This window comes from Enterobacter sp. CRENT-193, from assembly GCF_002787395.1.
Lineage (GTDB): Bacteria > Pseudomonadota > Gammaproteobacteria > Enterobacterales > Enterobacteriaceae > Enterobacter > Enterobacter hormaechei_C.
Genome location: NZ_CP024812.1, coordinates 4,448,206 through 4,466,978, shown reverse-complemented (window position 1 = coordinate 4,466,978; position 18,773 = coordinate 4,448,206). Strand labels below are relative to the sequence as shown.

19 protein-coding genes are annotated in these 18,773 nt (G+C 56.0%); 7 read left to right on the top strand and 12 right to left on the bottom strand.

Annotation, left to right across the window (positions count from 1 at the left end):
- Position 1 precedes the first annotated feature (1 nt).
- The 5 genes from mnmH to ppiB all read right to left on the bottom strand — a co-directional run bounded on the left by mnmH (position 2) and on the right by ppiB (position 4,081).
- Positions 2-1,072 carry a tRNA 2-selenouridine(34) synthase MnmH gene (gene mnmH, locus CU081_RS22285; protein ID WP_022650516.1) on the bottom strand — a complete coding sequence of 357 codons (1,071 nt, stop codon included), beginning with the start codon at positions 1,070-1,072 and terminating at the stop codon, positions 2-4.
- Positions 1,073-1,156: 84 nt separating this feature from the next.
- Complete coding sequence (purK, locus tag CU081_RS22280) at positions 1,157-2,236, bottom strand: 5-(carboxyamino)imidazole ribonucleotide synthase (RefSeq protein WP_058647477.1); 1,080 nt, start codon at positions 2,234-2,236, stop codon at positions 1,157-1,159.
- Entirely contained in the window at positions 2,233-2,742 is a 510-nt protein-coding gene (purE, locus tag CU081_RS22275) for a 5-(carboxyamino)imidazole ribonucleotide mutase (RefSeq protein WP_003858921.1), read from the bottom strand. Before purE ends, purK begins: the two co-directional genes overlap by 4 nt.
- Before the next feature lie 118 nt (positions 2,743-2,860).
- Positions 2,861-3,583 carry a UDP-2,3-diacylglucosamine diphosphatase gene (gene lpxH, locus CU081_RS22270; RefSeq protein WP_022650517.1) on the bottom strand — a complete coding sequence of 241 codons (723 nt, stop codon included), beginning with the start codon at positions 3,581-3,583 and terminating at the stop codon, positions 2,861-2,863.
- Between the two features lie 3 nt (positions 3,584-3,586).
- The gene (gene ppiB / locus CU081_RS22265) at positions 3,587-4,081 is read right to left on the bottom strand and encodes a peptidylprolyl isomerase B (protein WP_000256009.1); all 495 of its coding nucleotides are present in this window, start codon (positions 4,079-4,081) and stop codon (positions 3,587-3,589) included.
- Between the two features lie 175 nt (positions 4,082-4,256).
- On the opposite strand from ppiB, the gene cysS reads away from it, so the two are divergent.
- Positions 4,257-5,642 carry a cysteine--tRNA ligase gene (gene cysS, locus CU081_RS22260; RefSeq protein WP_022650518.1) on the top strand — a complete coding sequence of 462 codons (1,386 nt, stop codon included), beginning with the start codon at positions 4,257-4,259 and terminating at the stop codon, positions 5,640-5,642.
- A gap of 88 nt (positions 5,643-5,730) precedes the next feature.
- Here the strand turns inward: cysS and CU081_RS22255 are convergent, their stop codons facing one another.
- The 5 genes from CU081_RS22255 to folD form a co-directional block, all read right to left on the bottom strand.
- Complete coding sequence (locus CU081_RS22255) at positions 5,731-6,258, bottom strand: metal-dependent hydrolase (protein WP_022650519.1); 528 nt, start codon at positions 6,256-6,258, stop codon at positions 5,731-5,733.
- A gap of 73 nt (positions 6,259-6,331) precedes the next feature.
- Positions 6,332-7,348, bottom strand: coding sequence for a Mal regulon transcriptional regulator MalI (gene malI / locus CU081_RS22250; RefSeq protein WP_022650520.1), 1,017 nt, complete (start codon positions 7,346-7,348; stop codon positions 6,332-6,334).
- A gap of 83 nt (positions 7,349-7,431) precedes the next feature.
- The gene (locus CU081_RS22245) at positions 7,432-8,931 is read right to left on the bottom strand and encodes a PTS transporter subunit EIIC (RefSeq protein WP_003858916.1); all 1,500 of its coding nucleotides are present in this window, start codon (positions 8,929-8,931) and stop codon (positions 7,432-7,434) included.
- Between the two features lie 233 nt (positions 8,932-9,164).
- Positions 9,165-9,377 (bottom strand): ribosome-associated protein YbcJ, encoded by a 213-nt coding sequence (ybcJ, locus tag CU081_RS22240; protein WP_022650521.1) that lies wholly within the window; start codon positions 9,375-9,377, stop codon positions 9,165-9,167.
- Positions 9,378-9,379: 2 nt separating this feature from the next.
- Complete coding sequence (folD, locus tag CU081_RS22235) at positions 9,380-10,246, bottom strand: bifunctional methylenetetrahydrofolate dehydrogenase/methenyltetrahydrofolate cyclohydrolase FolD (RefSeq protein ID WP_006809817.1); 867 nt, start codon at positions 10,244-10,246, stop codon at positions 9,380-9,382.
- Between the two features lie 310 nt (positions 10,247-10,556).
- On the opposite strand from folD, the gene fimA reads away from it, so the two are divergent.
- The 6 genes from fimA to sfmF all read left to right on the top strand — a co-directional run bounded on the left by fimA (position 10,557) and on the right by sfmF (position 16,563).
- Positions 10,557-11,120 carry a type 1 fimbrial major subunit FimA gene (fimA, locus tag CU081_RS22230; protein ID WP_003858911.1) on the top strand — a complete coding sequence of 188 codons (564 nt, stop codon included), beginning with the start codon at positions 10,557-10,559 and terminating at the stop codon, positions 11,118-11,120.
- 69 nt (positions 11,121-11,189) lie between these two features.
- On the top strand, positions 11,190-11,732 hold the full coding sequence (fimI, locus tag CU081_RS22225) for a type 1 fimbrial protein subunit FimI (RefSeq protein ID WP_003858910.1): 543 nt from the start codon (positions 11,190-11,192) through the stop codon (positions 11,730-11,732).
- Between the two features lie 34 nt (positions 11,733-11,766).
- A complete protein-coding gene (gene fimC / locus CU081_RS22220; RefSeq protein WP_022650522.1) occupies positions 11,767-12,459 on the top strand; it encodes a type 1 fimbria chaperone FimC in 693 nt (230 codons plus the stop codon).
- Between the two features lie 14 nt (positions 12,460-12,473).
- Complete coding sequence (locus CU081_RS22215) at positions 12,474-15,032, top strand: fimbrial biogenesis usher protein (protein ID WP_022650523.1); 2,559 nt, start codon at positions 12,474-12,476, stop codon at positions 15,030-15,032.
- Positions 15,025-16,032, top strand: coding sequence for a type 1 fimbria D-mannose specific adhesin FimH (gene fimH, locus CU081_RS22210; protein WP_003858903.1), 1,008 nt, complete (start codon positions 15,025-15,027; stop codon positions 16,030-16,032). The genes CU081_RS22215 and fimH overlap by 8 nt, the downstream gene beginning before the upstream one ends.
- Positions 16,033-16,041: 9 nt before the next feature.
- The gene (gene sfmF, locus CU081_RS22205; protein WP_003858902.1) at positions 16,042-16,563 is read left to right on the top strand and encodes a fimbria assembly protein; all 522 of its coding nucleotides are present in this window, start codon (positions 16,042-16,044) and stop codon (positions 16,561-16,563) included.
- 50 nt (positions 16,564-16,613) lie between these two features.
- Here sfmF and fimZ read toward each other — a convergent pair whose 3' ends face one another.
- Both fimZ and CU081_RS22195 read right to left on the bottom strand, forming a co-directional pair.
- Positions 16,614-17,246: a fimbria biosynthesis transcriptional regulator FimZ gene (fimZ, locus tag CU081_RS22200; protein WP_003858901.1), complete on the bottom strand. Its 633-nt coding sequence runs from the start codon at positions 17,244-17,246 to the stop codon at positions 16,614-16,616.
- A gap of 809 nt (positions 17,247-18,055) precedes the next feature.
- Positions 18,056-18,772 carry a helix-turn-helix transcriptional regulator gene (locus CU081_RS22195; RefSeq protein WP_022650524.1) on the bottom strand — a complete coding sequence of 239 codons (717 nt, stop codon included), beginning with the start codon at positions 18,770-18,772 and terminating at the stop codon, positions 18,056-18,058.
- Between the last annotated feature and the right edge of the window lies 1 nt (position 18,773).

The window sequence follows — 18,773 nt, the reverse complement described above, 5'->3', positions numbered from 1 at the left end:
TTCAGCGATCGAGCCACTCAGCAATTTCTTCGTACGTCCCGCGATACACAATCTTCTCCGCCTTTTTCTCCAGCTGATAGCCGTACATCGGGTCGTAATAATCCTTCAGCAGCGGCACAAGCCAGCTGAAGTGCGCGTCAGTGCTGCCAGTACGCTGTTGCTCGACAAGCGCGGCATCCAGCAGGGCGGTAAATTCCGCGAAGCGTTGCAGTCCCAGACGGCGACGAATGGCGTACAGGCCGTGATGCAGATATTCGCTATACGCTTTCCAGCCCGCTTTCTCGCCGTAGGCAGCAGAAAAATCGGCCCACATATGGTCGAAATACTCTTCGCGCAGGCGCTCCAGGCGGACTTCAAAGGGGTCTTCGACGACAACGACAGGGGCGTCAACCATGCGGTCGCGCAGGCATTCCGGCAGGTGGTTAGAGCCAATCATCCGGCCTTCATCTTCCAGCACCCAGCGCGCGGCGTCTTTTTTTAGCAGTTCGACGGCAAGGTGATTTTCAAAACTGGCCTGGGAAAGCTGCGGGGTGAGCGTGCGACCAAATGATGAGCCGCGATGGTGCGCCAGCCCTTCCAGATCGATGCCCTGCGCATGCTGCTTAACCAGCAGCGTTTTACCGTTTCCGGTACAGCCGCCGATAAGCACCATCGGTTTTTGTGACTGCTCAATGGTCACCTGAATCGCCGTCTGACGCAGGGCCTTATAGCCGCCGCGGATCAGCGGATAATCGATTCCCGCCTCTTTCAGCCAGGCCTGGGAGATGTGTGAGCGCTGGCCACCGCGCGCGCAGCAAAGGTAGCCCTCAGGATGGGCCAGGCTGGCTTCCCGCCAGGCGTTGATGCGCGCCTCTCGCGTCTCGCCGTTGACCAGGCTATGGCCGAGCGCCAGCGCGGCGTCCGGACCCTGGCGTTTATAGCAGGTGCCGACGGCGGCACGCTCGTCGTCGTTCATTAAGGGCAGGTTGAGTGCGGCGGGCATCGCACCCTGGGCAAATTCGATCGGCGCGCGAACGTCGATTAAAGGGGTATCGGACGCGAGGATCGCGCGATAGTCCGTTCCATCGTTCATGGTGATTCCAGAAGAAAACTGAGCAGCAATGGGCGGGAATTGTACGCCGGGGAAGGGGAAGGTCAACTCCCCGGCGGGGGATACTTACTTCAGTTTTGACTGCGCCCAGACAATGCCGCTCGCGTATTCTGGCGGCAGCAGGGGAACAATCGCTTCCAGCGTAGCGCTCAGGCGGTCCGTGTCGGTATCGTTCAGGTTCAGGTGGCCGACCTTACGCCCCGGACGTACCTCTTTGTCGTACCAGTGCAGGTGCACCAGCGGCAGCTTCAGCCAGTTGTAGTTCAGATCGGTGCCGATCAGGTTGATCATCACCGACGGGCTGGTCACCACCGGCTGCGGCAGCGGCAGGTCAGTGATGGCGCGCAGGTGCAGCTCGAACTGGCTGATGGAGGCGCCGTTTTGCGTCCAGTGACCGCTGTTGTGCACGCGCGGCGCAAGTTCGTTGATCAGCAGACCCGACGGCGTGACGAAACACTCCATCGCCATTACGCCCACATAGCCCAGCTCATGCATGATGGCAGAGAGCATTTCTTCCGCCTGCGCCTGCTGGTCAGCATTGGCCTGCGGGAAGGCGACGCTGGTGCGCAGAATCCCGTCCTGATGCAGGTTATGCGTTAGCGGGTAAAAAACGGTGTGCCCGTCATGCCCGCGCGCGCCAACCAGCGACACTTCACCGCTAAAGTTAATGCCCTGCTCAACGATGCACTCGCCGTAGCAGTCATCCGGCAGCTCGGCGGTGTCGTTCGCGCGCAGGCGCCACTGCCCGCGGCCGTCGTAGCCGCCGACGCGACGCTTCACAATCGCCAGGTCTCCCAGCATCGCAAAGACGTCATCCCATTCGCGCTTATCGGAAAGCAGCTGCCACGGCGCGGTCGCGAGGCCGAGCTTGTCGAAAAGCTGTTTTTGCGTGAGACGGTCGGCAATGATCGGGAAGACGTCGCGGTTTACAAAGGCGTTATGACGCGCCAGCTCGCGGGTCAGGGCGGTTTCCGGCCAGCGTTCAATTTCGGCGGTGATCACGCTCTGATGGAACGGCACGGCTTCCGGCACGGCTTCCGGCTCGGCATCCAGCCCGACGGGCCAGACGGCAATACCCAGCGGCTCACCGGCCTGACGCAGCATCCGGCCAAGCTGACCATTACCAAGAACGCAAACCTGCTTCATGCTGCACCCCGCGGATCCGGGTTATCCAGCACCTCGTCGGTCTGGGCTTTACGCCACTCCGCCAGACGCTGATGTAACTCTTTATCATGCGTCGCCAGGATCTGCGCGGCCAGCAGGGCGGCATTTGCCGCACCCGCTTTACCAATCGCCAGCGTACCGACAGGAATACCGCGCGGCATCTGGACGATAGAGTAAAGGCTATCAACCCCGCTTAACGCGGCGCTTTGCACAGGAACACCCAGTACCGGCACCAGCGTTTTGGCGGCAATCATGCCCGGCAGATGTGCTGCGCCGCCCGCACCGGCAATGATCACCTCGTAACCGTTCTCTTCGGCGCTTTCGGCGAAGCTGAACAGTTTATCCGGCGTACGGTGCGCGGAAACCACTTCGACGTGGTGCGGAACATTCAGGATTTCAAAGATTTCGGCGGCGAACTGCATGGTAGCCCAGTCGCTTTTGGACCCCATCACGATGGCGACACGCGCCGGATTATTGCGGGAAGACATGCGTCTTAAAACTCCTGTGGTGCGGAACACACTGCTTTCGAGGGCACAGAGAATAGCATGTAATACCGGCAAGGAAAACGGTTGCGTGGTCGGGAAATGGGCGAAAAGACGGGGAGGGTTAAAACGGGAAGGCGATCAGTTCAACACCTTCCGGCGTGACTTTGACCATCGATCCTTCGCTGTGCCAGGCCCCTAAAACCACGCGATGGGCGGGCTCGCCGTTGGCAATAAGGGAATGCACATCGGGACGATGGGTATGGCCATGGATCAGCCACTGAACGCGATGCTTCTCCATCACCTTCACCACCGCCTGCGGGTTGACGTCCATGATGGTCATCGATTTGCTGCTGTTGGCGGCCTTGCTGCCCGCGCGCATTCTGGCGGCGATGCGGTTGCGAATAAACAGCGGCAGGGCGAGGAACACTTTCTGGATCCACGGGGTGTGAACTTTGGCGCGAAACGCCAGGTAGCCGGTATCGTCAGTGCAGAGCGTGTCGCCGTGCATGATCAGAATATTGCGGCCATAGAGGTTTAGCACCTGCTCTTCCGGCAGCAGCGTCATGCCGCTCTCGCGGGCGTAGCGCTGGCCGATCAGGAAATCACGGTTGCCGTGAATGAAATAGCAGGGGACGCCGGAATCCACCAGCGTTTTAATGGCCGCAGCCATCTCACGGTGCAGCGGGTTCGGATCGTCGTCGCCAATCCAGGCCTCAAACAGGTCGCCCAGAATGTACAGCGCGTCGGCGTTTTTCGCTTCACCGCGTAAAAAACGCAGAAAACCGGCGGTTATCGCCGGTTCTTCTGTTTGCAGATGCAGATCCGCAATAAAGAGTGTCGCCACGAATTACTCGCTGACGGTCACGCTTGTAATCACAACGTCTTCTTTAGGAACGTCCTGGTGCATACCGCTGCGGCCAGTAGAAACGGCTTTGATCTTGTCGACCACGTCCATCCCTTCAACCACTTCTGCGAATACGCAGTAGCCCCAGCCTTGCAGACTTTCGCCAGAGAAGTTCAGGAAGTCGTTGTCCGCTACGTTGATGAAGAACTGTGCGGTTGCAGAATGTGGCGCCTGAGTACGGGCCATTGCCAGCGTACCACGGGTGTTTTTCAGGCCGTTGTTCGCTTCGTTTTTGATCGCTTCTTTCGTCTCTTTCTGGCGCATGCCAGGCTCGAAACCGCCGCCCTGGATCATAAAGCCGTTGATCACACGGTGGAAAATAGTGTTGTTGTAGAAACCTTCGCGGCAGTAGTCCAGGAAGTTTTTAACTGTTTCAGGCGCTTTGTCATCAAAGGTTTTGATTACGATATCGCCATGATTAGTGTGGAAAGTAACCATTTTTGCATCCTGTTCCGTTATTGTGGTGCGTCGACCCGTGCTCGGGTCACATATAGGGGCTTGTTATAGCATAACCACAGGACACGATCACCTTGCATTGTGTGCTGACCGTACTCCGAATTATGGGTATTATAAGGAACAAACAATCCACACACGTGTTTACATGGAATCTTCGATGTTAAAAATCTTTAATACAATGACGCGCCAAAAAGAGGAATTTAAACCTATCCATGCCGGGGAAGTCGGCATGTACGTGTGTGGTATTACGGTTTACGATCTCTGTCACATCGGCCATGGCCGTACCTTTGTCGCGTTCGACGTGGTGTCACGCTACCTGCGCTTCCTGGGCTACAACCTGAAGTATGTGCGCAATATCACCGACATCGACGACAAAATCATTAAACGTGCTAATGAAAATGGCGAAAGCTTTGTCGCGCTGGTGGATCGCATGATCGCCGAAATGCACAAGGATTTTGACGCCTTAAATATTCTGCGCCCGGACAGCGAGCCGCGTGCGACCCACCATATCCATGAAATCATTGATATCACCCAAAAGCTGATCGAGCGCGGTCACGCCTATGTGGCGGACAACGGCGACGTGATGTTCTCGGTGCCGACGGACCCAACCTACGGTGCGCTTTCCCGCCAGGATCTGGACCAGCTCCAGGCCGGTGCGCGCGTGGACGTGGTTGACGTGAAGCGTAATCCGATGGACTTCGTGCTGTGGAAGATGTCCAAAGCGGGCGAACCGAGCTGGCCATCCCCGTGGGGCGAAGGGCGTCCGGGCTGGCACATTGAATGTTCCGCGATGAACTGCAAACAGCTGGGCAACCATTTCGACATCCACGGCGGCGGTTCAGACCTGATGTTCCCGCACCACGAAAACGAAATCGCGCAGTCCACCTGTGCTCACGGCGGCGAATACGTGAACTACTGGATGCACTCCGGGATGGTGATGGTTGACCGCGAGAAGATGTCGAAATCGCTGGGCAACTTCTTTACCGTGCGCGACGTGCTGAAGTATTACGACGCGGAAACCGTGCGCTACTTCCTGATGTCTGGCCACTATCGCAGCCAGCTGAACTACAGCGAAGAGAACCTGAAGCAGGCGCGCGCTGCGCTGGAGCGTCTGTATACCGCACTGCGCGGCACCGACAAGTCTGTTCCGGCCGCAGGCGGCGAGGCGTTCGAAGCCCGCTTCGTTGAGGTCATGAACGACGACTTCAACACCCCTGAAGCCTATTCCGTGCTGTTCGACATGGCGCGTGAGGTGAATCGCCTGAAGTCAGAAGATATGGCGGCGGCCAATGCGCTGGCGTCTCATCTGCGTAAGCTCTCTTCCGTGCTCGGCCTGCTGGAGCAGGAGCCGGATGTGTTCCTGCAAAGCGGCGCGCAGGCGGACGACGGCGAAGTGGCGGAAATTGAAGCACTGATTAAAGCGCGTCTGGAAGCGCGTCAGGCGAAAGACTGGGCGGCGGCGGATGCGGCGCGTAACCGTCTGACCGAGATGGGCATTATTCTGGAAGATGGCCCGCAGGGAACCACTTGGCGTCGTAAGTAATTTTCTCTTCACTCTAACCCTCTCCCACAGGGAGAGGGAATTGTTAGGTTTTCCCCCTCTCCACGTGGGAGAGGGCCGGGTGAGGGCATCAGCGCGCACGTTTTCTCCACCATAACATCCCCATCAGCACCATCCCCGGCAGCCACACCCACAGCAGTTCTGAGATAATGACCTCATGCCCGTATGGCGTGGTATAGCGCGACAGCGCAAACGGCGCGACTTTGATCACCTGCCACGGCGCAAAGAAGCGCTCATCTGACCAGGGCCACAGCCAGCCGACGCCTTTCCCGCCGGTGGTGATCGAATCCAGCAGGCTGTGCGACAGCAGCGACACGGTTAAAAACAGCCAGCAGCGCGTCAGGCTGGCCCTGAACCATCGTCGGCCTGCCAGCACGCAGAGTATCGGCACCACCAGGGCAAACAGTAGCGAATGAGTGAAACCGCGATGGCCGAAAATATTCCCGTAGGCAACACCGAATTTAAACGCCAGTACATCGGCATCGGGCAGCATGGCGAGGACGATCCCGGCAAACAGCAGGCGGGGTGGGATGACGTTGGTTCCGAGCCCTAAGCCCAGACACAGAGGTACGGCAGCGTGGGTGATAACGGTAGGCATTGCATTTATCCATTGCAAATCATGGAAATATAGCAGTCATCTCGCGCTAAAAGACCCATGCTAAATTCTGATTTTACGCCGATTCCCGCGCGATAAGCTGCCCGGAGAGGGTTATGCGCTGCGTTTGCAGGTCCGGCTCTTTCAGCCTGCGGATCATCAGCCCTGCCGCCTGGCGGCCGGTCTCTTCGCTGGCAGACGAAACGTAAGTCAGTGACGGCGACGTGAGATTAACGTGGAGCATATCTTCAAAACCAATCAGCGCCACCTGCTGGGTTAAAAACACGTCTTTACCCACCGTGCGCCCCACCTGGTGAATACCTGAGATCGAACCGATCATCGCGTCCGGTGAATGACAGAGCAGGGCGGTAATCGTGTTGTTCTTCTCCAGCAGCTGGCGAGTCGCCATGGCCGCCGCCTGCGTGTCATCGGTGCAGGCTGGAGAATATTCCTCACGCCAGATCAGACCGTTCTGCGTCATCGCGCTGCGAAAACCAAGCAGGCGCTGCTCGCGGATACGGCACCCGTCGCGCCCGCCAATGTAGGCGATGGTGCGGTGCCCGCGCTCGATAAGATAACGCGCGGCCAGGTTCGCCGCCTGGCGGTTATCGCGCATCACCAGATTGCATTTCTCTTCCAGCAACGACTGCGAAACCGCCACAAGCGGCAGCGGGCAGTGGCGAATGTGTTCCGGGAGAGAGGCGGTGCGGGTGTCCGACGCCAGGTAGATGACGCCCGCCACGCCCTGCTGCTTAAACGAGAGCAGGGTACGCTCAAGATGTTCGCCGTCATTCAGCGGCTGACCGAGAAACACCATATAACCCTGCTTCTCCAGCTCCTGAACGATGCTCGCCATCACCTTGATGGAAAAGCTGTCGCTGAAGTCGCGCAGGATCAGGCCGATTAAGTTGGAGGTGTTGGCGCGAAGATTGGCAGCGGCGACGTTATGAACATAGCCCAGCGTTGTGATGGCGGCATTGACCTTCCCGATCGTCGCCTCTGAGATCTTCCCTTTCTGGCGCAGCACCAGCGAAACGGTAGAAACCGACACGCCCGCATGCTTTGCGACATCAATAATGCTGACTTTCTTCAAAACCGCTCCCTGAAATTTACCGATTATCAGCCAGATAAGAGGCGACCCCCAGCGTACAGGAGACGCCTCCTTCAGGCATCTTATTATTTGCCAATCATCGTGGACATCGTCTGGGCGATAAACTGTGCTCTGGCCCCGAAAATCACCTGTATCCCGTTATCGCCCACGAACACCACGCCGCGCGCGCCAAGCCCATTCAGCCCGTCCCGGTCCACCGCTTCGCTTTTCGCCACTTCCAGACGCAGACGCGTGATGCAGGAGCCGACGGAATCAATGTTCTGCGCACCGCCCAGCAGGCCGATGATTTCGGTGGCAAGTTCGGAATCGGACTTGTCATTCGCGCTGGCGGTCACTTCGGTGCGGCCCGGCGTTTTCACGTCGAAACGGCGGATCACGAAGCGGAAGGTGAAGTAGTAGATTAATGCCATCGGAATGCCGATGATAATGGCGCTCAGGAAGTTGGTCTGATAGCCGTTAAACGACGGCAGGATCCCGAACGACAGGTAGTCGATAAAGCCCGCCGAGAACGACTTGGCGATATGCGCATGCAGCAGGTACATGGTCATGTACGCCAGGCCTGCCATGATGGCGTTGAAGACGTAAAGGATCGGCGCCACGAAGATAAAGGTAAACTCCACCGGCTCGGTGATCCCCGTCAGGAAACAGGTGAGCGCCGCAGAGAACAGAATACCGGCCGCGATTTTCTTATTTTTGGTGTGCGCTTCGTGGTACATCGCCAGGCACGCCGCGGGCAGCGCGAACAGCATCAGCGGGAACTCGCCCTGCATGAATTTCCCGGCGTTCTGGTAGGTGTCGCTGCTGAAGGATTTCACCCCTTCTTCCAGCATCTTGAACCAGATGGTCTGGTCGCCGTGGATCACCTGGCCCGCCTGGGTAGTGTAATCCCCGAACGAATACCAGAAGGAGGGATACCAGATGTGATGCAGGCCGAGCGGGATCAGCGCGCGCTCCACCAGCCCGAAGATAAAGGTCGAGGCCGCCTGGTTATCGCCGTTCACCACCACGGACAGGGCGTCGATGCCGGACTGAATATGCTGCCAGACGTACGGCAGCAGCAGGCCGAGCAGGAACGACAGAAACGCCGTCGCAATCGCCACAAAGCGCTTGCCGGAGAAGAAGCCGAGGAATTCCGGCAGCTGCATGGTGTGGAAGCGGTTGTAACACCAGGCCGCAAGAATACCGCAGATCAGGCCGCCAAAGACGCCCATCTGTAACGTCGGAATGCCGACGACCATGGCGTATTTCCCGCCCTGGGAGGCCATTTCCGGCGTAATGCTCAGCACGGTGCTGATGGTGATGTTAGTGACAAACACGGAGACCGCCGCAGAGAGAGCGGCAATGCCGGATTCCGAAGCCAGTCCGACGGCAGAGCCGATGGCGAAGAGCATTGGCAGGTTATCAAAGATAACCCCGCCTGCGTTCATCATCAGCGGCAAGTGGAACTTATCGCCGAAGGCCAGCAACAGGCCCGCAGCGGGAAGCAGTGAAATTGGCAGCATTAAGGCGCGACCAATCATCGATAACTTAGACAGCGATTTAACAAACCCTGATATCAGGCTCATGCTGATTTCCCCCGAGTAGCGCTTTTTTCGCGCTGTTATTGTAAGTAGAACGTTTTAGTAGAACGTTTTACTTATCGTGGGGAAAGTCTGAAAATCGCGCAACTTAAATTTCACATTTCGCCAGAGGGAATAGTGATTATTTGAAGTTGATCGATAATTAACCGTGATGGGTGTGAGGGGATGTTTATTCCCTCTCCCTGTGGGAGAGGGTTAGGGTGAGGGCATCAGACAGCTCAGGCCGTCACGGTCACGCTCTGACCTGCGAAGCTCACGGTCTGACCCGCGACAATTTTGCAGCGCTTGCGGGTTTCCACCGCGCCGTCTACTGTTACCTGTCCGTCGGCGATGACGATTTTCGCCTGCGCACCGCTTTCGCTCCAGCCTTCCAGCTTCAGCAGATCGCACAGCTCAACGTGCGGGTGTTTACCTAAAGAAAAAGTTGCCATGATTACGCGTCCTCTACGTCGTGATACTCCTCGCACGCCTGCAAGGTATTCTGAATCAGTGTTGCTACCGTCATCGGGCCAACGCCGCCCGGGACCGGAGTAATATAGGATGCGCGCGCTGCGGCATCTTCATACACCACGTCGCCAACCACTTTGCCGTTTTCCAGGCGGTTAATACCCACGTCCACGACGATTGCGCCCTCTTTGATCCACTCGCCCGGAATAAAGCCCGGCTTGCCGACCGCAACGATCAGCAGATCGGCGTTTTCGACGTGATGACGCAGGTTTTTGGTGAAGCGGTGGGTGACGGTGGTGGTGCAGCCCGCCAGCAGCAGCTCCATGCTCATCGGACGGCCCACGATGTTGGAGGCGCCAATCACCACGGCGTTCAGGCCATAGGTATCGATGTTATAACGCTCCAGCAGCGTCACGATGCCGCGCGGGGTGCATGGACGCAGGCGCGGCGCGCGCTGGCACAGGCGGCCTACGTTATACGGATGGAAACCGTCAACGTCTTTGTCCGGCGCGATACGCTCCAGCACCTTCACGTTGTCGATGCCCGCAGGCAGCGGCAGCTGAACCAGGATGCCGTCGATCTCTTTATCGGCATTCAGGGTGTCGATCAGTTCCAGCAGTTCCGCTTCGCTGGTGGTTTCCGGCAGATCGTAAGAGCGGGAGACGAACCCCACCTCTTCACACGCTTTGCGTTTGCTGCCGACATAAATTTGCGAAGCCGGGTTGCTGCCAACCAGCACAACGGCCAGCCCGGGGGCGCGAAATCCGGCGGCTTTACGCGCCTTCACTTTTTCCGCAACCTCAGAGCGCACCTGCTGCGCAATCGTTTTACCGTCAATAATCTTTGCTGCCATCAGAGAGAAGATTCCGTCTGTAACGTTAGAAAGGGGGGATTGCCTGTATTTTGTCAGAAGCGAGCGCCGCTGTCAGTCACCCTTTACGAGATTTCATCGATGTCCCGCAAAATCCCTTCTCAGGGCATGGTCAATTTCTTAGAGGTGATTAGGATGTGACCTGGCTAAATGGCAGCGTTTTGACATATTACAAAATAGATTCCTGAGCTACTTTGTCCTCTCCGAAATAAGCCTTCAATTTTTTAATTGAACGTATTTCTTATTCCCGAATATGCGCGGGAAGGGTTATTTACATTTTAAAGGAATAGACATGAAACTCAGCAACATTGCTTCTACTGTTATTGCAACTCTGGCCCTGGTCGCGGGTGCCGCTCACGCAGAAGATCCGGTAGCGCCTGTATCTGTAAACGGTGGTACGGTGCATTTTAAAGGTGAATTAGTGAATGCCGCGTGTTCAGTGAATACTGACTCTTCAGAGCAGACGGTTAATCTTGGCCAGTACCGTACCGCGAAATTCACTAAAGTGGGTGACACCACCTCCAATATTCCGTTCACCATCGAACTGAACGACTGCGATCCTGCGGTAGCGAAAACCGCTGCTGTCGCGTTTACCGGCCAGATCGACGCCACCGACAAAACGCTGCTGGCGGTAAGCTCCGGTAACAACGACAACTCCGCGAAGGGCGTAGGTATTGAGATCCTCGACAGCAAATCCTCCACGCTGACCCCGGACGGTGCAACCTTCTCTGCGGCGCAGAACCTGATTGAAGGGACTAACACCCTGAACTTCACCGCACGCTATAAAGCCACGGCGGCGACCACCGAGCCAGGCCAGGCAAACGCGGACGCAACATTCGTAATGAAATACGAGTAATGCCTGAGTACAGGGATGTGGCTGGCCTCAGGGAAGAGGTCTTTTGATCGCCTATACCGGGAGCGAAGGATGACAAGGACTGGGATACTGCTGTGCGCCCTTGCGATTGCCCCAGCGGTAAACGCACATACCGTGGTTATTGACGGCGGCAAAGTACACCTCAGGGGAGAGCTGGTTAACGGCGGCTGCGCCGTGGCTCCGGACAGCCAGAATATGCGCGTGGATATGGGGCAATACCGCACAAACGCCTTTTCCGGCGTCGGCAGCTTTTCCACGGTTAATGTGCCTTTCACCGTACGTCTGCTGGATTGCAGCGTGGACGTCTCCCGCACCGTGGGGATCCAGTTCCAGGGAGTGACACCGGCAGAAGACCCGCAGGTTTTCCTGGCGACATCGCGGCCGGGGGAAAATGCGGTCAGCAGTGGTGTCGGGCTGGCGCTTTTTGACGAACAGCAACGTCAGATCATCCCGAACGCGACGGCGGTGAGCTGGTTACCCATTAACACCCGCGAGCTGGTATTTCATTTCAGCGCCCGCTACCGGGCAATTTCCGAACACCTTGTACCAGGCACTATTCAGTCGAATGTCTGGTTTACGTTGATTTATCCCTGACGCCTGCGAACTAATTATTAAAGGTACGGTTGTGATGAACACCCTGATTAAACCTGGACTGTTTTTATCTTTTATTTTGATGATGGTTTCTGCCAGCGCGAATGCGTCCGGCGGAATTGCGCTGGGCGCGACGCGCGTTATTTATCCGGCCGATGCCAAACAAACGTCGCTGGCGATCACCAACAGCAATAAGCAAGAGCGCTATTTAATTAACGCGTGGATAGAAAATGCCAACGGGCAAAAGGAAAAAACCTTTGCCGTCACGCCGCCGCTGTTTGTCAGCGAGCCGGCCAGCGAAAACACCCTGCGCATTATCTACGCAGGCCCGGCGCTGCCTGCCGATCGCGAATCGCTCTTTTACATGAACGTCAAAGCGATTCCCTCCGTCAGCAAAAAACATCAGGACGGCAACAACGTCCTGCAACTGGCTATTCTGTCACGTATCAAGCTGTTTGTTCGCCCGGCTAACCTGGCGATGCCGCCGGAAGAGGCGCTCTCACAGCTGCGCTTTGAGCGCGTCGGCAACCATCTTAAGGTGAGCAATGCCTCACCGTATTACGTCACGCTGGTCAATCTGAAGCTCGGCGGACAGACGCTGGATAACCTGATGGTTGCTCCTAAAAGCTCGGCGCAGCAGGTGCTGCCTGCCGCTACGAGCGGCACGCTCTCCTGGCAGAGTGTGAATGACTATGGCGCCATTACGCCGGCGCGTAGCGTCAGCCTGTGAGCAGAGACAGGGCGATGAACACTCAATGGCGTTACTGCCCGGTTGCGCTGGCACTGATGGCAACGCTCTGGCCACTCGCTGGCTGGGGCGAAAGCTACTTTAACCCGGCGTTTCTCTCCGATGACACGGCGAACGTCGCGGATTTGTCGCGTTTTGAAAAAGGCCACCAGCAGGCACCGGGCGTCTATCGCGTCGATATCTGGCGTAACGATGAGTTTATCGGCACGCAGGACGTGCGGTTTGAGCAAGCTGACAACACGCCGCCGGTCGCAGGCGGTTTGTCGCCGTGCATTACGCGCGCGATGCTCGATCGCTTTGGCGTCAATATCGCCGCCTTCCCGGAACTGAGCAACGTGCAGGGCGATACCTGCGTTCCGCTCACCACGGCTATTCCGGGCAGCGAAGCGGCGTTCAACTTCGCCTCGTTGCGCCTGAACGTCAGCCTGCCTCAGGTGGCGATGCAAAACAGCGCCCGCGGATATATTCCGCCTGAACAGTGGGATGAAGGCATCCCTGCCGCGCTGCTGAACTACAGCTTTACCGGCAACCGGGGCAGCGACGACGACAGCTACTATCTGAACCTACAAAGCGGGTTGAACTATGGCGCCTGGCGATTACGCAATAACGGCGCGTGGCGTTATACCGAAAGCAACGGCCAGCGGCACAGCAGCTGGCAAAATATTGGTACCTGGGCGCAGCGTACGATCATCCCGCTGAAAAGCGAGCTGGTGCTTGGCGACAGCAACACCGGAAACGATGTCTTCGACAGCGTCGGTTTTCGCGGTGGTCGCCTCTATTCGTCCGACAGTATGTACCCGGACAGTCTGCAAGGCTACGCGCCTACCGTGCGCGGAATCGCCCGCACCCCTGCCAAAGTGGTGATCCGCCAGAACGGATACGTGATTTACCAGAGCTATGTGCAGCCGGGGGCTTTTGCGATAACTGATCTTAACCCGACCTCCTCAAGCGGTGACCTGGAGGTGACGGTGGAAGAGAAGGACGGCAGCCAGCAGCGCTACACCGTCCCGTATTCCACCGTTCCGCTGCTCCAGCGTGAAGGACGCTGGAAATACGATCTGGTGGCAGGGGACTATCGCAGCGGCAACAGCGAGCAGGACACGCCGTTCTTTACTCAGGGTACGATGATTGCGGGCCTTGCCGACGGCTACACGCTGTACGGCGGAACGCAGCTGGCCTCGCGCTATACCGCCATCGCCATTGGCGCGGGTAAAAACCTCGGTGACTGGGGGGCGGTTTCACTTGATCTCACCCATGCCCGCAGCCAGCTTGCCGATGACAGCCGCCATGAAGGGCAGTCCCTGCGGTTCCTGTACGCAAAATCCCTTAACGGATTCGGCACCAACTTCCAGCTGCTGGGCTATCGCTACTCGACCAAAGGCTTCTACACCCTCGACGATGTGGCCTGGCGCACAATGGAAGGCTACCAGTATGGCGACGATCAGGACGATGACGGCGTGCCGGACGTGCAGAGCTATCACAACCTGACGCTGAATAAAAAAGGGCGTTTCCAGCTCAATATCTCCCAGTCTCTTGGCGATTACGGCTCGGTGTACGTGTCGGGCAGCCAGCAAAGTTACTGGGGCACCAGCGAATCCAACGTCTGGTATCAGCTCGGCTACGCGGGCGGGGTGAAAGGGGTCAGCTACGCCTTATCCTGGTCGTGGAACAAGGCCGTCGGCATTGATGGAACCGACCGTATCGCCTCTTTCAACGTCTCCGTACCGTTCAGCCTGTTCACCCGTCACGGCTACCGTCGCGATAGCGCGATCGACAGAGCCTATGCCACGGCCTCTTCCAGCCGAAACAGCAACGGTGATACCAGCTGGCAGACCGGAATAAGCGGAACGCTGCTAAAAGATCGTAACCTGAACTACAGCGTTACGCAGGGCCACACCAGCAATAACGGTGCCAGCGGCAGCGCCAGCGCTAACTGGCAGGCAACGTACGGTACGCTGGGCGTGGGCTACAACTACACGCGGGATCAGCACGACCTCAACTGGCAGCTTTCCGGCGGCGTGGTAGGGCATTCAGACGGCATCACATTCAGTCAGCCGCTGGGCGATACCAACGTCTTGATCAAAGCGCCGGGCGCGTCAGGCGTGAGCGTCGAAAACCAGACCGGTGTCAAAACCGACTGGCGTGGCTATGCGGTGATGCCGTACGCCACGGTGTACCGTTACAACCGCGTGGCGCTCGACACTAACACCATGAGCAACAACACCGACATTGAAAATAACGTTTCCAGCGTCGTGCCGACGAACGGTGCGCTGGTGCGCGCCAGTTTTGACACCCGCATCGGCGTGCGCGCGTTGCTCACCGTTAAGCGTGATAACCAGCCTGTGCCGTTTGGGGCGGTGGTGCGTGAGACGCAGAGCGGCGTAACCAGCATGGTGGGAGATGACGGTCAGATTTACCTGAGCGGGCTGCCACTGAGCGGGGAGCTGCTGATTCAGTGGGGAGACGGGAAGCAGTCCCAGTGTCGTGCGCCCTACAGCCTGCCAGAACAGAGCCTGCAACAGGCGATCACACTTAAGGGGATCCGCTGTGAATAAAATCCATTATCTGGGGCTATCCCTGCTGGCATTTTTGCCGCTATCTCAGGCGTTCGCCACCGTCTGCGTCAATGAAAATGGCGTGCCGACGGAGGTGTATTACGACCTGACGGATAAATTCAACAGCTCCAATAACCAGGTGGGGCAGATTGTCACACTCAGCGAGAAGTCTCAGTGGGTGGGTGTTAACGCCGTCTGTCCTAAGGGAACGTCCGGGAACACCACCAAGCGCAGCTATGTTACCGATTTCCCGGTCACGGGCACCAGCGATGGCTACCAGTATCTGAAGCTTAACGACTATCTGGACGGAGCGATGAAAATCACCGACAGCTACGCTGGCACCTTCTATCCACCCAGAAAGTACATTCAGATGGGGAGCCATCCGAACGTGTCTAAAAACAAACCGTTTGGTGTACAGGATTCCAGCCTCGTCTTCCGGCTTAAGGTGACCCGACGCTTTATTAATATGGTGGTGATCCCCCGGGCGACCATGTTCCGGGTTTACGTCACCACGACCTCCTCGGATCCGCTCACCACGCCGGTTTATACCATCAGCTACAGCGGGACCATTCAGGTGCCTCAGAGCTGTGAAATTAATGCCGGGAATGTGGTGGAGTTCGATTTCGGAGACATCGGCGCCTCCCTGTTCAGTAAAGCGGGCATCGGGAATAAGCCGGAGGGGATCTCAGCGCAAAGCAAAACCATCGGCATAAAATGCACCAACGTCGAGGCGAACGCCATGCTCACGATGCGTGTTGAAGCGGAGAAGGTTTCAGGCAGTACGCTGGTTTCCGATAACGCGGATGTGGGTTTTGTGATTGCCAACAGTAATGGCGTGCCGCTGACGCCCAACAACCTGACCAGCAAAATCCCGTTCCGTCTGGACGACAGCGCTCAGGCACAGGTGGGGATCCGCGCGTGGCCCGTCAGCGTGACCGGTAAAAAACCTGCCGAGGGGCGTTTTACCTCTCGCGGCTATTTACGCGTCGACTACGACTAAGGAGCAGATATGCGAAACGGAATACGGTATTTAGCCGTCGCGCTCTTTGCGCTTTGCTCCCCTGCACACGCAGAGACGGCGCTTGGGGAAATTAACATTCAGCTCTACGGCAATATCGTGGATTTTACCTGCGTGGCGGAGGGGGACGACAGCAATAAAACCGTCACGCTCGGCACCTGGCCCACGAAACAGCTCCGCACAACGGGGAGCCGGACGCAGCCTGTGCCGTTCACCATGAAGCTGACCGGATGCCCGCCGGGGGCAGCTTCGGTCACATTTACGGGGAAGATGGACGGGCATGATAACAGCCTGCTGGCGCTGAATGATGCCAGCGCGGCCAGCAACGTGGCCGTGGAGATCCTTGACCGGGATAAAACGCGCCTCGCGTTGCAGCAGGCCAGCCAGACGGTGGCGGTGGATGCGCAGGGAAATGCAGAACTGTCGTTTTATGCCAATTATATCGCCACGGCGGATAATCCGCAGCCGGGCCGGGCTGACGCCGATGCAACGTTCATGATCAATTATAATTAATCGTATCCACTCTCCCTGTGACGATTATATGTTGCAGGGAGAGAGAGGGATTACAGTAATTCGTGCGCTTTCGCGTAATCAATTAATTCAACGATACTTTGCACGCCCAGCTTGGAAAAGATATTAGACTTATGGGCACTAATTGTTTTGTTGCTAAGTAATAATTGATCCGCAATCTCCTTATTAGATAATCCGTTCGCCAGATATCTCAGAACCGTCACTTCACGATTCGATAATGGCATATCCACAGCGGCGCCCGTCCGCGACCCCAGATGGTTTATAAAACTTAATGTTTCTGAAGGGAAGAAAGAATAGCCCGTCAGTATCATTTCCACCGCGTTATAAATTTCCCCCAGATCTTTTCGCTTACTGACAAAACCATTTGCCCCGGCGCGGATGGCGCGTCCTGCGTAGAAGGCTTCAGATTTTGAAGAGAGGAAAAGAACCTTAATGTCTTTATTTAAGTTCCTGATTCTTTTCAGTAATACGAACCCATCCGTGCCCGTCATTTCAATATCGAGAATGACCAGGTCAATGGGGTGGTTGCGTATACAGTCAAGCACTTCGTGGCTGTCGCCTGACTTCAGTTTGACCTGGATGTTTTTATTTTTCTGTAGCAGGACTTCTATCGACATTCTGACGATAGGGTGTTCGTCCATAATGATAACGGATGCCGGTTTCATTTTTTATGCCTCAGATTGTTAAAAGCGTTATGCTGAGTTTTGTTAAAACTCTCGAAAAGCCGGAAGGATAATTGCGCAGATCCTTGTACGGTAAATGTCCCTGGGAAGAGCGAAAGCATCCTTGTTTACGTAGTGGTGATATCAATGCCTCAGCGCAGTTATCTCATAAGGCTGGTTATGGCAAAATGATTTTTCTTATTCGCGTGTCAAACACGTCTTATTATACCGTTTAAGTATTGTCCGAAAAGCCTGTAAATTAATATCCATATATTGCTGATTATTATGTTCTGGATCTGAATCACTAACTTTTTAAAATTAGCAAAAATGTCCTGATATTGCATTTACCACACACTTTCATCTTTATGTAATAACAAAAAATAAACGATTTTACTGTATGTTAAATGAATGTTAACAGTGAGCGGGCTGTGACAACCAGCATCCCGCCTGCCCGCCATCCCTGAAATCCGCCATTTCGTGCGTCATCTCTCCGTTTCAAACGTCTCCTGGCAAATTGCCGTTCCCAACAACAGAACAGCACTATCTGCTGTTTTCTTCACCTCTCATCGCATTCTTTTACAGGTAAATCGCTTGTTTTTACACCATTATCATCCTGTTAACGGAAGCGCCAGAACCTTAACGCATGGATAAAATCACTCTCGTTGAGCGTACCAGCAGCATTTCGCATGGTTTAAGGTCAAGAATTAGGAATAGTTATAAAATCGAAAGTTTTGTTAAAAAACACAAAAATTTAACATGTTTCCTAAGTAATTTCCTAAAGGTCTTTAGGAATTAAGAAGTTACTGAATACGTTAATACGTGAAATCTGAGAGGTTGTTGAGAAGATGTAGCAACTCATGACGATGATTCAGTCCAAGTTTCGCCAGGATGCAGCTGAGACGGTAAATAATGCGGCTATATGGGCGGTTCTGTAACTGCGCGATCTGACGCAAGGAGCTACCCTGTGACAGCGCCTGTAAGATCGGCCATTCATCCCGTGAAAACCACTCTTTGCGGTTGCCGGCGGGTGCCGGTGCTTCCAGCAAGGTTTGTTGCATAGCCAACGCCGTAAGCTGGCGTTCAAGCACATGAAAAGGGCCAGCCGCTTTACAAAACAGGCGAGCATCATAATCATCGGCGCGGACGAGCAGGTAGGGTGTCAGGTAGGGGGCGAACAGGCTGTGGCGGCGTAATCGGTCCAGCAGGTCAATGAGCGGCGAGGCGCGGCTTTCAATGTCAACTACCAGACGCGATGAAGGCCAGTGATTTAAATCACTGAGAGCGGCATCCAGCGTGGAATAGTCGCAGCAATTGCTCAGGGGCGACTGCCCGCTCAGAAAACCGGAACGGAAATAATTATCCTGTGTGACCAGAATGATAAAGGGAGCATCGGTTTTGCGGGTCTGGTTGATTGACTGGCTCAAATATTCGAGACGATCAAAAAATGGGAGAGCAAAAGGCGAGTGCGTAGAACCCAGTGAATCACTTCCTGTCCGACGACGCCGGTAACGGCGTACTGTCATTCGCATA

Coding starts and splice junctions, on each gene's coding strand:
- fimI (WP_003858910.1), top strand. CDS start 11,190: ATGACAAGGACTGGGATACTGCTGTGCGCCCTTGCGATTGCCCCAGCG.
- CU081_RS22255 (WP_022650519.1), bottom strand. CDS start 6,258: ATGCCTACCGTTATCACCCACGCTGCCGTACCTCTGTGTCTGGGCTTA.
- fimC (WP_022650522.1), top strand. CDS start 11,767: ATGAACACCCTGATTAAACCTGGACTGTTTTTATCTTTTATTTTGATG.
- fimZ (WP_003858901.1), bottom strand. CDS start 17,246: ATGAAACCGGCATCCGTTATCATTATGGACGAACACCCTATCGTCAGA.
- CU081_RS22195 (WP_022650524.1), bottom strand. CDS start 18,772: ATGCGAATGACAGTACGCCGTTACCGGCGTCGTCGGACAGGAAGTGAT.
- ybcJ (WP_022650521.1), bottom strand. CDS start 9,377: ATGGCAACTTTTTCTTTAGGTAAACACCCGCACGTTGAGCTGTGCGAT.
- CU081_RS22245 (WP_003858916.1), bottom strand. CDS start 8,931: ATGAGCCTGATATCAGGGTTTGTTAAATCGCTGTCTAAGTTATCGATG.
- purK (WP_058647477.1), bottom strand. CDS start 2,236: ATGAAGCAGGTTTGCGTTCTTGGTAATGGTCAGCTTGGCCGGATGCTG.
- cysS (WP_022650518.1), top strand. CDS start 4,257: ATGTTAAAAATCTTTAATACAATGACGCGCCAAAAAGAGGAATTTAAA.
- ppiB (WP_000256009.1), bottom strand. CDS start 4,081: ATGGTTACTTTCCACACTAATCATGGCGATATCGTAATCAAAACCTTT.
- CU081_RS22215 (WP_022650523.1), top strand. CDS start 12,474: ATGAACACTCAATGGCGTTACTGCCCGGTTGCGCTGGCACTGATGGCA.
- sfmF (WP_003858902.1), top strand. CDS start 16,042: ATGCGAAACGGAATACGGTATTTAGCCGTCGCGCTCTTTGCGCTTTGC.
- folD (WP_006809817.1), bottom strand. CDS start 10,246: ATGGCAGCAAAGATTATTGACGGTAAAACGATTGCGCAGCAGGTGCGC.
- mnmH (WP_022650516.1), bottom strand. CDS start 1,072: ATGAACGATGGAACGGACTATCGCGCGATCCTCGCGTCCGATACCCCT.
- purE (WP_003858921.1), bottom strand. CDS start 2,742: ATGTCTTCCCGCAATAATCCGGCGCGTGTCGCCATCGTGATGGGGTCC.
- fimA (WP_003858911.1), top strand. CDS start 10,557: ATGAAACTCAGCAACATTGCTTCTACTGTTATTGCAACTCTGGCCCTG.